Raw genomic sequence first — 14305 nt, 5'->3', positions numbered from 1 at the left:
TCTCTTCAATGATTATTTAGCAAATTGAAAATCTAGTTATGCCACGACTTGTGCCATCTTCCCGCTTCTAACGAGGAACACCTTATCATTAGCAAGTGTGTCACTCGTTATTTAGTTGTTGGTGTAATAATTAATCTTTCAAGGTGGGATGAACAAGAATTCTTTCAGTCAATTAAGATAGGGTCATTTCTCCAGAATATGCACTTTTGAGGAAGTTTAATTAACGTTTTTCGAGTTCATCTAGTTCTTCGTAAAGAGATGATATCTCGCTGATCCGTTTGTCCGAGGAGTTCCCGAGTAAGGTAAAGACCTGATTACAAATTATAGAAATGACACTCATTGGTGCTGCGTAGCTATCAAGGGCTTGCTCTTGACCAAGTTGACAAATAATTAACTGTTTAACTTGTTCGGCGTATATTTGACCAGACGGATCCGCTAGTAGCGCGACATTGTGGTGTTGAATTTTGTTAAGCAAAGGTTTGAATATTTTAGGTCTACGCCGAAAACCAATTAAAATAACCAATTCATCGTCACTAATATCACGCAGTTCTTCACTTAACGTTTGCCCAGGTTGGGGCAAAAGACGCACCTTGCTGCGAATTTGTAATAATTGTTGGCGAAAATGAAGAGCCACTGGATAGCTATTACGAAAGCCAATAAGCGTAATGCGAGACGCTTTGCATATAGATTGAATTAGCGCATTTAACTGGACTTGATCTAGATTACTCCAAGTTTGTTCAATTCGCTGTATTTCTCGACTTAAGGCACCGCCCTGATCTGACTCCATGTACATCGGGTAGCCATTTGCCCTAAATGCATTTAGCTCTTGTTTTGCATCTGAGTGTGAGTCATAACCAAGCTGACGAAAAAAACGACTCACGGTTGCTTTAGACGTATGGGTTTTTTGAGCAATTTCAGCTACCGAACAACTCAATACATCAAGCGGGGTATGTTTAAGGTGATCAGCTATTAACCGAGCATTAGGAGAGAGTTCTTGGTATTGCTGTTCTATGCGATCAATAAACGGAATTTTTGCCAAAATAGAGTATTCACAATGTAAAACGGCTATATAGCTTATACCAATTAGGTTGCATAAAGGAAATATGCCGGAAGTCTTATCGTTATATAAGTCGGTTATGAAGGGTAAATCTATTTGTAAACGCTGGTAACGCTCACATTAAATAGAACCTATACCGCCGATTTAGCTTATTCACGCACTGTAAAGAATAGCGTGCATAAACCTGACTTTTTACCCTTGGGGTATTAAGGCATAATAGACATGACATTCATTCTGAAACGTTATGTCCTTGCGCCGAATTTTATGGCTGTGCCTGTATTCGTTAATCTTGGCATCGTGGCATAATATAGGACTTGAGTTGACCCTAATAGAAAAATTAAAGAGGAATTTGTGTCATTAACCATCTTACCGATTACGTATTAGGGGCGGGGATCCCCCCCGATGCAAATGTGGTGTTCTTAACAGGGGCAGGGATATCTGCTGAATCTGGATTGCGCACATTTCGCGATAATGACGGTCTATGGGAAGAGCATTCTATTGAAGATGTGGCGACCCCTGAGGCCTTTTTACGCGATCCTGAGCTAGTATATCGATTTTATAATCTACGACGCGCACAATTGCAGAGCAACGTGGTCAACCCTAATAAAGCGCATTATGCATTGGCTGAATTCGAGAGATGCCACAAAGGTAAGGTGTTAATTATCACCCAAAATGTTGATGATTTACATGAGCGTGCGGGCAGCCAAAACATTCTGCATATGCACGGTGAATTATTGCGCGCAAGATGCTGTCATAGTCAACGAACTTTCTCTATGACTGGAAGTTTTGATGGTGCCGCTCGCTGCATATGCTGTACTCCACAGCAGTCAATCAGGCCAGATATTGTATGGTTTGGTGAAATGCCGTTTTATATGGAAGAAATCGAACAGGCCGTGGTCGAAGCTGATTTCTTTATTTCTATTGGCACCTCAGGCAATGTTTACCCAGCTGCGGGCTTGGTTCAACTGGCTAATCATAACCAAGCGCATACAGTGGAATTAAATTTGCTACCCAGCGAAATGAATAATGCATTCAAAGAGGCGCATTATGGAATGGCTAGTTTGATTGTAACGCAATATTTAACACAAAACGTCGAGGAATAATAAAGTGGATCTGAGTCTATATTGGGGAGAATTTTTAACGATTGCTGCTGTGCATTTATTAGCTGTGGCAAGCCCTGGACCAGACTTTGCAATCGTATTGAAGCACAGCATTAATTACGGCCGCAGACTAGCGATGATTACAAGTATTGGTGTGGGCGCAGCAATATTATTGCATGTTACCTATTCGTTGTTAGGAATTGGGTTATTACTGAAAACGAACCCCATGGTATTTAAAATATTCAGTTACGTGGCTGCTGCCTACTTGGTTTATATTGCTATTGGAGCGATTCGAAGTCCTGCTCCAAACACGGTTGGCGGGGTGCAAAACGGTGCTGATTTGAAAATGATCAGCGACAAAAAAGCGTTTACGGTTGGGTTCCTAACGAACGGTCTAAACCCCAAGGCGACGTTGTTTTTTCTTTCAGTGTTTGCCGTGGCGGTTTCGGCGGAGACGCCCTTCGGCGTGAAATTGGTATACGGTTTGTACCTAGCCGTGGCAACGGGTATTTGGTTTTGCTTTTTGTCTTATTTGCTCAGTACACGCAAAGTACGCGCTTTTATTAGTCAATACAGCCACTGGTTCGATAGAGTGATGGGGGCTGTATTGCTTGTCTTGGCTGCAAAACTGGTTTTAGCATAATAGGTTTGTCGAAAGGTATCATGGCGCTATTATCATTCGATGAGTTTCCCTCTGGTTATAAAGTTCGGGTATTATGTCGTAAGTGGTTTTTTAAAGGGTAATTTGTGGAACAACAGAACAAACACACGCAAGGTGGCAACATCGATAAATCGCTTGCCGGCGAAACAACACTTGATTTAAGCACCTGCGCTAAAGAAGGGTGGGCGATATCAAAGCAACACTTTTATAGCATTTTGCAAGGCGGGTTATTCACGCTGGGCATGATACTACTGTTACTGATGTTAATTGGGCGTTTTGTCAGTATCGACGATTTACAAAACCCGTCAGTATCATTGAGTTTTGGTTTAAACCTGCTATTTACCTTGATCACCACACCTCTTATTACGGCCTTGATGATGATGGGTATCAGCCATAGCATAGGTTTAAAAACGTCTTTTATAGGGCTAGTGAAACGTTTAGCAGCATCAGCGATGTTAATTTTTTGTGCTTTAATGTTGGGTGCATTGGTTAATTTAGGTATCGCATTGTATATTTTGCCTGGTATCTATTTAGCAATGTCTACTGGTTTTGCGTTGGTGCTGTTGGTAGAAAAAAAGTATCGACCTAGCCAAGCAATTTTAATGTCGATGCGTGTTTTTAATCGGTATTGGTTACCATTGAGCCAGTTTTATATTTTGTCTTTCGTGTTATTTATTGCGGGTCTATTTACCTTTGGCATTGCACTAATTTGGCTTGTTCCTTGGTATATTCATACTAAAGGCGTGTTGTACCGTACCTTATTCGGTGTTGAAGTAATTGGACAACCTTCTACTAATACAGATAAAAAAGATTCGGTTTTCTATGCTTAACACTCACAACTCATTACATAAATTTCGTTACTTTGCGGTCGCAATAATCCTGTTTGGTATTATGTATACCGCTGACAATTATTTTGAATCTCAATTACCAGACACTGCGTTGCATCTGGACGACACAGAGCTACGTATTCTGATCGACGATTTAGCGGGAAAGGCCCAGGTATTACCTGACGCTAGCGCTTCTAAAAAAATCCCCAATTTTAAAAAATATGAGGATATTACAGATAAAAAGCGGGCTTTTTTTGCTTACTTACTACCTGAAATTAATCGTCAAAATAATATTACCTTAATTAAACGTAAAGCAATTGTCAGCATGGCCCAACAACTCGAACAAAAAGCCACGTTAAGCCCGTTTAGTGTTAAGCTTTTAAAGCGCTTACGACGGGATTACAAAGTTGATAAGGCACTGTCTATGCAAGAATCTATGGCCGTACTGCTTAAACGTGTCGATATGATCCCAGCTGAATTAGTTCTTATTCAAGCCGCGAATGAGTCAGGATGGGGTACGTCGCGATTTGCCCGTAAAGGCTATAATTTTTTTGGATTATGGTGCTTTAAAAAAGGCTGTGGTTTTGTACCCAAACGCCGCAATGAAGGTACTGTCCATGAAGTGGCTAAGTTTAAAGACTTATCTCATGCAGTTAAAACCTATATAAGAAACCTTAATCGACATTATGCGTATCAAGAATTGCGCGATATTAGAGCAAACCTACGAGCACAAGATAAGCAAATTACGGCTAAAGCTTTAGTCCATGGTTTGCACAGCTATTCAGAACGTGGGCAAGACTATATCGATGAATTACTTAGCATGATGAGAGTCAATAAAGAGCATATGGATTTATGAAAAAATGGTTACTCGCAGCTTGTATTATTCCAAGCTGCTTTGCAGTTGCACAAGAAGAACTGAAGGCTTTATCTACATTTCCTCAAGCCTCTTTAAACGTTGATTACAGCACTTTTTACAGCCATGTCCGTAAGTTGCAAGATGAGGACAATAACGCCTTGCAGTTTGCCTTTGGCTTCAAGCATGTCACAACGGGCGACTTATGCCATATAAGTTCAGCCTATATTCATACCCAAAAACTCAATATCCCTTTACCGGTATCTTCTGAGCAACGTTTTACGGTTCCAAGTGAAAAAGCATTAAAGATGGCTAATGCAACGGTTGCCCTGGTTATAGAAGAACCAGTGAATCAATGTGATATGTCTGTGCAACTCGAAACGACTCCCCAATGGTTAAAGATGCAATACAGCGCTGAGGACATAGAGGTGCTATATCAGCAATATCAGACATTCTTTGCTGATATGGGCAGTTTTTTATCGTTCTTAATGCCCTCTGTCGACGGCTTGATTGTTCATTTTGCTGACTCGCAGTTAACTCAACCCTTGAATAATGGATTGAATATTAGTGAGGGGCGTTTAGTGCTTGAAAAAAGCTGGTTGGATGAAAAAAAGAGCTTATCGTTACCTACTATTCCGTTACGCATAACCGCTAGAACTACTAAGTAACAAGACTTTTAATCGGATTATGTAAATCATTGTTTAGGTCAGATTAATTAATTATATTATTTGACCTGACCTTTTGAATTAATTTATGTGTTGCTTTGTCTGCTTAAACTTAGCCATAAAAACTAATCTAAGCGCAATTGATAACGAATTTGGTCAGCTATGCGCTTTACGCTATTGCGGCCTTCTTCTATCAATTCACCCGCACGATAAAATTCCATCATACCGAAATCACGCAATTGTGGTTCTATCAGAATGTCCGGTGGGTTTCCTGCTAAACGAGAGCGGGTCACCCGAGCCTGTAAAATATCCAATGAGCCTGCCATAACACCAATCATGCTGGGTGGATGGTTTTTAGCCGCACGAGGTTTGGCTATTTCACTGTTTAACTCTACGTCATCTTGATCGTCCGGTTTATCTGGGTCACTTTCTTTGACCTTACTATCGCTTTTAAACCATTTAGATAAGTGGTTTTGGCTTTTAGTAAACATATCGGTGATCTTTTGTTGGTTTCGCTCTCGTTCTTTTTCGTTGTTGTCCATCGTTTGTGGACGAAAGTCAGCGCTCAAATTCACGGCAAAAACAATGTCGGCCCCTAAATGACGACACAAATTAACGGGAACGGGGTTAACCACACCGCCGTCGACTAACCAACGATCATTAAAGGTTGTAGGTGGAAATAAGCCAGGTATGGCACAGGAGGCACGAACAGCATCAACAACAGAGCCCGTTAGAAAGTTAATTTCTCGGCCGCTATAAAGGTCAGTCGCCACGCAAGCAAAGGGTTTGCATAATTCTTCGAAGGTTTCTTCACTAAAATTATCCTGTAACGCTTTAAAGACCTTTAAACCGCTGACCAATCCTCCGCGATACAAACCGACGCCCATTAACGCAAAGACTTGCCATTCAGTTAAACTGCGCACCCATTCTTCAAGTGGTTCAAGTTTGTTAGACGAGTAGGCGGCGCCTACGTATGCTCCAATAGAGCACCCAGCGACAACATCAATTTTAATCCCTAATTCTTCTAAGGCTTGTATGACGCCGATATGCGCCCATCCGCGAGCCGCGCCGCTACCGAGGGCAATTCCTATTTTCACAGTGTATTCCTAATCTATACGTAAAACAGACACAGCTTGCGTGTCATAGCTTTGTACTGGTTTTATTTCAACAGGATCAAATGCCAAATCACCTTCACCTTCGCCAAGCTGTTGTTGATGTAAATCGGCAAAGTTAAACGCTGTCGGATCTGCTAAGTGTGACGGTACTACATTTTGTAACGCTTTAAACATGGTTTCGATACGGCCTGGAAACTGAGTATTCCATTGGGCTAACATGGCCTTAACTTGCTTACGTTGTAGGTTTTCTTGTGAGCCGCATAGGTTACACGGAATAATTGGAAACCCTTTATGTAGGGCATAATCCGCTATATCTTGCTCACTGCAATAAGCAAGGGGACGTATGACTACATTTCGCCCATCATCGCTGGTCAACTTTGGCGGCATCGATTTTAAGCGGCCGTTATGAAACATATTTAAAAACAATGTTTCAAGCATATCGTCTCTATGATGGCCAAGTGCAATCTTTGTGACACCTAACTTAACCGCGTTGGTATACAGAATGCCGCGACGAAGCCGGGAACATAATGAACAGGTTGTTTTGCCTTCGGGCACCTTATCTACCACGATAGAGTAGGTATCTTCCTCGATAATAGCGTAATCAACAGCTAAATCATTAAGGTAGTTAGGCAGGATATGTTCGGGAAAACCGGGCTGTTTTTGATCTAAATTGACCGCTATAATCGAAAAATTAATCGGTGCAGATTTTTGCATATGGAGCAAAATATCCAGCATGGTATAACTGTCTTTACCGCCTGATAAACACACCATGACTTTATCGCCTTCCTCAATCATATTGAAATCGGCAATCGCTTGGCCAGTTTTACGACGTAGTTTAGTGGTGAGTTTTTTGAAATTCAGCGCGAGCGATGACGCAGTATTATGTGTGGCAGCAGATATATTATTAACAACGTGATTCATGAATAAGGCAACTAGTGGATAATGAAAAGAAAATACTGGCGGATTATAGCGAAGTTATCGTTTTTATTTAAGTCACATTCGCTTGCTGATAAGACAAAAATGATTACCCTATGCTTTCAGTTTATTTAACAGGAACACTATGTCGTTAGCTATTGACATTGAAAATCTCACTTTTACTTGGCCTAAGCAAGACAAACCGACATTAACTATCCCTCGCTGGCAAGTAGAAAGAGGCGAGCATGTGTTCTTGCACGGTCAATCAGGCAGTGGAAAATCTACATTATTAAATTTGCTATGTGGTGTTTTGGAATCGCAAAGTGGTCGGTTATGTGTGCTCAATAGCGAGCTAAACCAGTTGTCTGCTCGACAACGCGATAATTTTAGAGCGCGAGAAATGGGCGTTATATTTCAACAATTCAATTTATTACCTTATTTAAGTGCCGAAGAAAACATACATTTGGGCCAGTGGTTTACGGCTCGAGCAAACGGAACCAACCCAGCATCTGATGTGGATAATGATTTTGAGAATTTAACCGCTTCGTTAGGATTAACTGCGGATATGCTTAAAAGACAAGCCGGTGAACTGAGTGTTGGTCAGCAACAACGAGTCGCTGTAGCTAGAGCGTTGTTATCTAAACCTGCACTTATCATCGCTGATGAGCCCACTTCAGCCCTTGATAGTGAGCATAGAGACAAGTTTATCGCGTTATTACTTGCGCAAAGTCGTGCGCATCACGCCACGGTAATATTCGTCAGCCATGACCGTTCGTTAGCATCAGCATTTACTTCTGAAGTCACTATGCATAAGTTGAATTCATCTTACATTGAGCAGGGAGGGGCCGATGTTAGTTAGACTGACCTTAGCCAGCGTAATGGCGCGTAAATTAATGGCGGGATTAACGGTTATCTCCATCGCGGTGAGTATGTTTGTGCTATTCAGTGTCGAACATTTGCGGGGCGAAGTGCGGCAAAATTTCGAACGCGCCGTTTCCGGAGTCGACCTTATCGTAGGGGCCAGGACAAGCCAACTAAACCTGTTATTGTATTCTGTATTTCATGTCGGTAGCCCAAGTAGCAATATTAGTTGGAATGAGTATGTAACATTAGCTAATGCTAAAAGTGTTAAGTGGGCAATACCCATTTCACTGGGGGATTCCCATCAGGGATTTCCCGTTGTTGGAACCACAGAAGATTACTTTACGTACTTCCGTTATGGAAATAAAAATGCCTTGGACTTTGCTTTAGGACAGTCTTTTACCCAGCCCACAGATATAGTTTTAGGCGCCACCGTGGCTCAAACATTAGGATATCAAATTGGCCAAGAGGTCGTGCTAGCTCATGGCAGTGCAAAAGTAAGTTTTACCCACCATAAACAATATCCGTTTATCACCGTAGGGGTTTTGCACGCCACTGGTACCCCGATCGATCAAAGTGTTTTTGTGCCAATTAAATCAATTGATGGGATGCACAGCGTTCATCAAACAAGCACAATCAGTCGGCATACGAGCGAACACACGGGCAACGATACTCATGAAGATGACCATGCTCAGCACGACACTATCGAGAGTGACCTTCAGGTCAGCGCGATTTACTTAGGGTTAACGAGCAAAATATCGACTTTACAGGTGCAGCGTGTAATCAATACTGATCAACAAGCGCCTATGTCAGCTATTTTGCCCGGCGTAGCACTGGCTGAGTTGTGGAACTTAATGAAGGGGGTAGAGACAAGTTTGAGTTTGGTTTCAAGTTTAATCTTATTGGCTGCGATGCTTGGCATGCTTACTATGTTATTAGCGTCTATTCACGAAAGACAGCGCGAAATAGCGGTATTACGCGCATTAGGTGCAAACACGTTTTTGATTGTGCTGATGATTGAATGTGAAGCAATATTTCTTGCGTTGTCAGGGTGTGTCATCGGTTATGTAATGACAAATGTATCTATCTGGTTGTTAGCAGACTACGTGCAGACCGAATACGGGTTATTGATCAGTCCTTTGGGCTATTCTGATGCGGTGTTAGAATATGTATTATTAGCGCTTGGTTTAGCGATGCTATTGGCTCTGGTACCAGCACTAAGTGCTTATCGAAGTGCGTTAAGCAATGGTTTAAATGCCAAATGATAATAGCTAGTATTAAGTTATAATTAACCCTAAGCGCTATAAAATCAGCGCCTGAGGTTAATTTTGGTTATTTATAAACGGGTAAGTGTTTATGAACAATCCACTGGGGACTCGTAGCCATCAGGTTTAATCGCCAAAACATCACAGTTTAATTTGTCGATAACATGTTCGGCAGTGTTACCAATTAATACGCCTGAAATTCCCTGTCGTCCAACGGTACCAAGAACAACTAATTCAGCGTCAATTTTCTCTGCTAAAGCAGGAATAACATCTTCTGGTAATCCTTCTTCTATGTGACTACAAGTGGCTGGAATATTGTGCTTGTGGGCATGACGTAACATTGCACTATGGTGATGCTCTTTGACTGAATCACTGTATATCTGTGGGTCAAATTCAGGTATTTCAATCGCAATATTAATCGGCGTTCCTGGGTAGGCATTAACTAAATGCACCTCTGATGACAACAACTCTGCAAATCCTTTTGCGGTGCGCGTCACGCAATCATTCAAGGCTGTATGTTCATCATCTTCAACCCCAAGGCTCACCGCTGCAAGCACTTTACCTGCTACCGGCCAATCGTGATCCTTAACCAATAAAACAGGCACAGGGCTTTTACGCATAATGTGCCAATCAGTTGGGGTAAAAATTACTGCTTTTAAGGTATCGTTTAATTGTGTGCCTTTAACGATAAGATCGTAACCATGTTTAATCACTCGGCAAATAACGCTCTCCCAAGCGCGATTATGCCATTCAACGTTCAAATCAATTTTAAGGCCGCATTCTTTCTCAATGGGGGCGACTAAGTCTGCTAACCAGGCTGTTTTATCTTCAATGACTGCAAAACGCATATTTTCACGCTCGTCAGTAGATAACATCGTGGTCATTTCATAAGACAAGTCATAAATAGGTAAAAATGCCGTTATCTTGCCCTGGGTTATTTGCGCGATTTCGATGGCGCGCAACAGTGATTTTTGCTGGTCATCTTCAGGGTCGATAACTGCGAGTATTTTTTGATATTTCATCGTTATTCTCCGTCGCTGATGTGACGCTTTGAGTGTATGAAACTAATGTTAACTTTGCCATCCAAGTTACTATTTTACTGATTTTACGCAAGTTATTTTAATCAGTTACAAGAAAAAGACATCAAATTAAAAGACATCAAATTAACGCTACTCGTGAAGCGAGGTTAATTAACTTACCTCACTATATTAAGCGTAAGCACGCCAGAGCATTTGACCAGCAAAGGCGAGTAAGCACAAAGCCACAATTTGACGTGTTTTCGCATTGGCGAGTAACTTTTTAAGGGATTCAATTCCAGCGGCCATAACGATCAAAGCAGGCAGTGTCCCTAAGCCGAAAAACAACATGATGAACGCGCCATTTGACGCGCTGCCGCTGGCGAGACTCCAAGTCAAAGTAGAATAAACTAGGCCGCAGGGTAACCAACCCCATATTACGCCATAAGGCAGTGCGTATAGAGGGTTTTTGAACGGTAATAATGATTTAGATAAAGGCCGCAAATGACGCCATAACTTACTACCTGCGCGCTCTAAATAGTGCAATCCATGCCACCAATTGCCGACATAACAAGCCATAGCGATAAGAAATAATGCACTGATAGTTTGTAAAACAGGTATTTGGCCAAGGGCATCATTTCGCTCCAGCATACTACCGAAATAACCGGTAGCAGCGCCGAGTAGGGTATAACTAGCAATGCGTCCTATGTTATAAGTCAGTACGTAAGGCCACTGCTTGGCACCTTTAGGCACGGCAAAACTAAATGCGCTGACCACGCCGCCGCACATGCCAAAGCAATGTACGCTGCCTGCTAAACCAATCAAAAAGGCCGATAAAATACTAAGACTGTTCATCGTCTTTTTGAACGTTTACTTTTGGCGATTCTGAAGCTGTTTTCTTTGCATTGGATTTTATATCGTCGTCGAACAGTATGCTGTAGCCATGACGCTCTAAATCGTCAAACTGATTACTCTTTACGGCCCAAAAGAAAATCCCAATAGCGAGCGAAACAATGATAATGGCCAACGGGATCAATATATAAATTATGCTCATTAATTTACCTTGCGTAATTACTTCAGCAGTCGTACCGAGTTGACGACCACTATAAGAGAACTTAGCGACATACCGATAACTGCCATCCATGGGGTCAATATTCCGCTGACAGCTAAGGGTAACACCAAAATATTATATCCTAAGGCCCAAGCCATATTTTGCCTGATTTTTTGTTTACATCGATGGGCGACAGTAAATAAATTTGGCAACTTTCCAAGGGCGTTTTTAAGTAAAATCACATCCGCCGATGATTTGGCTAAATCAGCACCGGCTCCCAAGGTTACCGCAACGTCAGCTTGAGCCAAAACTGGCGCATCATTGATACCATCGCCAATCATCAGCACCTTATGATCATGTTTTTGCAATGCTTCTACAAACCGCAATTTTTGTTGCGGTGATTGCTGGGATAACCAATCAGAGATGCCAAGATTATTTGCTACTTGCTGCACATTTTTCTCGTTATCACCACTAAGCAACGTGATGTCCTTGCGGCTTAATCGTTGCAGCATATCCCCCACATCAGGACGTAGGGTGTCACTTAATTCAAATCCGCATACAAATTCTTTATCGATTTGCATAACAATACTGCAATTGTTTAAGGTTTTAGGTATTGCGTCATCGCCTTTAACACGATGAGTGGCCAATAATGCGACCTGTTTTTTGTTTACTGTGGCACTTACTCCTTCTCCTAAGGTAAAACAAAAATCAGTCACATTAGGAAATACCGGACTATCGTTAAATGCTCGCGCGATAGGGTGTTCAGAAAATTGCTCGACGCTGTGGGCATAGCGCAACAATGTTTCATCGACGTAATTAGAGATGTTATGGATAGCCGCGATAGATACCTTTCCTTCGGTCAACGTACCTGTTTTATCCAGTACGATATGATCGACCTGAGTCAATTGTTCTAATACGTCTGAGCGTTTGAGCAGCACACCTTGCTTGTTCAAATTTGCCATGGCAAAGGATAGGGCAGATGGCGTAGCTAAACCAAGTGCACACGGGCAGGTTGCGATAAGTACTGATATGGCAATCCAAAATGCGTCAGGATTTCCTTGCCACCACCAAAATATAAAACTACCGAGGGAAAAAACCAATACAGCGAGCACAAAGTACTGAGCAAACTGATCTGCCATCGTCGCAATTTTTGGCTTATTGGCCATAGCTTGTTCTTGCAAGCGTGCAATTTGGTTAACTAATGCGTACTTAAATTGCGAGGTAACTTTGATGGTCAAGGTACCGCTTTTATTGATTGTTCCGCCGTATACTAAGTCATCTACATCTTTGTCTATGGGATAAAATTCCCCAGTCAGTAACGATTCATCTATCTGAGCACTGCCATGCAAAACCACGCCATCGATTGGTATTGTTTCTCCGGCTTTAACCAATATCATATCGTCAATTTGTAGGGTTCTAGCCAACGTAGGTTGTAGTTCGCCATCGACTAATACGTTTGCCGTTAACGGTATATACTGCAGCATATTTGCGGATATTTGCGCCGCCTTATGACGAGCCTGATGTTCGATAAAACGACTCACTAACAATAAAAAAATAAACATACAGACAGATTCGAAGTACACCTGACCTTGTTCAAATATAGTCGCCCAAACCCCGGAAAAATAGGTGGCTAACAGGGCAATGGACACGGGAACATCCATATTCACTGCGCGGCCTTTTAAAGCTTTGAAAGCACTTTGATAAAAGCCTGCGCCAGAGTAAAACACCACAGGCGTACTCAGAACTAAGCTGACCCAGTTAAAAAATGAACTGGTTTGCGCCTCTAAATCATCGAATAAATCGAAATAAACACCTATGGCAAGCATCATAACTTGCATGGTCATTAAGCCCGCTAGACCAATACGCTTGAGTTGAGTTTTGTGATCTTTTTGAAATAAAGCTTCGTGTTGTTCTTGTTGAAAAGGACTCGCGTGATAGCCAATGCGTTCTATGGACGCCATAATTTGGCTCAAACTTAGCGCGCTTGAATACCAACTGATCAACGCCCGATTGGCAGTAACATTGACTGACACTTGTTTAATACCAGCTAATTTACTCAATTGCTTCTCAATCAGCCAGCCACAAGCGGCGCAGCTGATACCACTTAAACTCAGTTGAATTTCGCTGATATCGCCTTGATGAATAACAAAGTCTTGTTGAATGCTTTGCTCATCAAAAATGGATAATTGCGCAAGGGTATCTTGCAGATTATCGTCCGCTTTAACGCTAGGTTCAGTTCGAAATCGATAGTAATCATCTAAACCATTTTCTACAATTGCTTCGGCCACTGCTTGACAGCCAGGGCAACACATAATGCGTTGTTCGCCTAACACCAACGCGTGATAAGTTTTACCATCATCTGCGGGTAAACCGCAGTGATAGCAAGGAAGGATATCTTTCATTAGGGATTAAAAACTATACTGTCTTCTTGAGGTAGAGAAAGTGTTTGCTGAATTTTCCATTCTTGATCATGAGGCGTCAGAGCAATCTGCCACTTTCCAGTCAAATCGTTCTCTGCGTTGCCACGATAAATGCCATTAGCATCACGGAATAAATCCACACTTTGATCTTTTGGTTCTTGTGTTACGTGATAAAAAGACAAGCGTAATGCAGCACCGCTTGAAGGGGCACCATCAATAAAGCGTAAACTAATGTGTTTTTGGTTCACGGTGAGCTCTGTTTGCATACCGAGCTTCTTAGCTTCTTGCACTTTTTCAAGGCTGAGGTTAATGGATTTGCCTTGTTTATAATAATCATCGACCACCATGGTGTCTTGCCCAACTAAAGCAAAGCGCAGCATATTAAAACTTAAAATCATGGAACACACAGGTATGGTAATTAAAAACCATGGCCAAAACTGCTTGTACCATTTGGGGGTATGCGTAATCGACGGTTCAGAAGAAGGGGACATAACAACCT

Annotated in this window: 15 protein-coding genes; 7 read left to right on the top strand and 8 right to left on the bottom strand. The window is 41.9% G+C overall.

Annotated features, from left to right (window positions below; all coding sequences use genetic code 11):
- Positions 1–220 precede the first annotated feature (220 nt).
- Positions 221–1039, bottom strand: coding sequence for a MurR/RpiR family transcriptional regulator (locus GQS54_RS05515; protein WP_166423009.1), 819 nt, complete (start codon positions 1037–1039; stop codon positions 221–223).
- Between the two features lie 410 nt (positions 1040–1449).
- On the opposite strand from GQS54_RS05515, the gene cobB reads away from it, so the two are divergent.
- The 5 genes from cobB (at position 1450) to GQS54_RS05490 (ending at position 5166) form a co-directional block, all read left to right on the top strand.
- Positions 1450–2160, top strand: a complete 711-nt coding sequence (gene cobB, locus GQS54_RS05510; protein WP_166423088.1) for a Sir2 family NAD+-dependent deacetylase — start codon at positions 1450–1452, stop codon at positions 2158–2160.
- Between the two features lie 4 nt (positions 2161–2164).
- Positions 2165–2800 carry a LysE family transporter gene (locus tag GQS54_RS05505; RefSeq protein ID WP_166423008.1) on the top strand — a complete coding sequence of 212 codons (636 nt, stop codon included), beginning with the start codon at positions 2165–2167 and terminating at the stop codon, positions 2798–2800.
- Between the two features lie 104 nt (positions 2801–2904).
- Positions 2905–3648, top strand: coding sequence for a hypothetical protein (locus GQS54_RS05500; RefSeq protein ID WP_166423007.1), 744 nt, complete (start codon positions 2905–2907; stop codon positions 3646–3648).
- Positions 3641–4501, top strand: coding sequence for a glucosaminidase domain-containing protein (locus GQS54_RS05495; RefSeq protein WP_166423006.1), 861 nt, complete (start codon positions 3641–3643; stop codon positions 4499–4501). Before GQS54_RS05500 ends, GQS54_RS05495 begins: the two co-directional genes overlap by 8 nt.
- Positions 4498–5166 (top strand): DUF2987 domain-containing protein, encoded by a 669-nt coding sequence (locus tag GQS54_RS05490; RefSeq protein ID WP_166423005.1) that lies wholly within the window; start codon positions 4498–4500, stop codon positions 5164–5166. The genes GQS54_RS05495 and GQS54_RS05490 overlap by 4 nt, the downstream gene beginning before the upstream one ends.
- Positions 5167–5288: 122 nt before the next feature.
- Here the strand turns inward: GQS54_RS05490 and rssA are convergent, their stop codons facing one another.
- Positions 5289–6260 (bottom strand): patatin-like phospholipase RssA, encoded by a 972-nt coding sequence (gene rssA / locus GQS54_RS05485; protein WP_166423004.1) that lies wholly within the window; start codon positions 6258–6260, stop codon positions 5289–5291.
- Between the two features lie 9 nt (positions 6261–6269).
- Positions 6270–7199 (bottom strand): tRNA 2-thiocytidine(32) synthetase TtcA, encoded by a 930-nt coding sequence (ttcA, locus tag GQS54_RS05480; protein WP_166423003.1) that lies wholly within the window; start codon positions 7197–7199, stop codon positions 6270–6272.
- 139 nt (positions 7200–7338) lie between these two features.
- On the opposite strand from ttcA, the gene GQS54_RS05475 reads away from it, so the two are divergent.
- Complete coding sequence (locus GQS54_RS05475) at positions 7339–8052, top strand: ABC transporter ATP-binding protein (RefSeq protein WP_166423002.1); 714 nt, start codon at positions 7339–7341, stop codon at positions 8050–8052.
- A complete protein-coding gene (locus tag GQS54_RS05470; protein WP_166423001.1) occupies positions 8042–9319 on the top strand; it encodes an ABC transporter permease in 1278 nt (425 codons plus the stop codon). The genes GQS54_RS05475 and GQS54_RS05470 overlap by 11 nt, the downstream gene beginning before the upstream one ends.
- A gap of 89 nt (positions 9320–9408) precedes the next feature.
- Here GQS54_RS05470 and uspE read toward each other — a convergent pair whose 3' ends face one another.
- From uspE to GQS54_RS05445, 5 genes are all read right to left on the bottom strand, one after another.
- Positions 9409–10341 carry a universal stress protein UspE gene (gene uspE / locus GQS54_RS05465; RefSeq protein ID WP_166423000.1) on the bottom strand — a complete coding sequence of 311 codons (933 nt, stop codon included), beginning with the start codon at positions 10339–10341 and terminating at the stop codon, positions 9409–9411.
- Between the two features lie 186 nt (positions 10342–10527).
- Positions 10528–11190, bottom strand: a complete 663-nt coding sequence (locus tag GQS54_RS05460; RefSeq protein ID WP_166422999.1) for a sulfite exporter TauE/SafE family protein — start codon at positions 11188–11190, stop codon at positions 10528–10530.
- Positions 11177–11389, bottom strand: coding sequence for a cbb3-type cytochrome oxidase assembly protein CcoS (gene ccoS, locus GQS54_RS05455; RefSeq protein WP_166422998.1), 213 nt, complete (start codon positions 11387–11389; stop codon positions 11177–11179). The genes GQS54_RS05460 and ccoS overlap by 14 nt, the downstream gene beginning before the upstream one ends.
- Before the next feature lie 17 nt (positions 11390–11406).
- Positions 11407–13788 carry a heavy metal translocating P-type ATPase gene (locus GQS54_RS05450; RefSeq protein WP_166422997.1) on the bottom strand — a complete coding sequence of 794 codons (2382 nt, stop codon included), beginning with the start codon at positions 13786–13788 and terminating at the stop codon, positions 11407–11409.
- A complete protein-coding gene (locus tag GQS54_RS05445; RefSeq protein WP_166422996.1) occupies positions 13788–14297 on the bottom strand; it encodes a FixH family protein in 510 nt (169 codons plus the stop codon). The genes GQS54_RS05450 and GQS54_RS05445 overlap by 1 nt, the downstream gene beginning before the upstream one ends.
- Positions 14298–14305 lie beyond the last annotated feature (8 nt).

The organism is Paraglaciecola sp. 20A4, from assembly GCF_011378905.1.
Lineage (GTDB): Bacteria > Pseudomonadota > Gammaproteobacteria > Enterobacterales > Alteromonadaceae > Paraglaciecola.
This window is presented reverse-complemented; position numbering and strand designations above follow the sequence as displayed.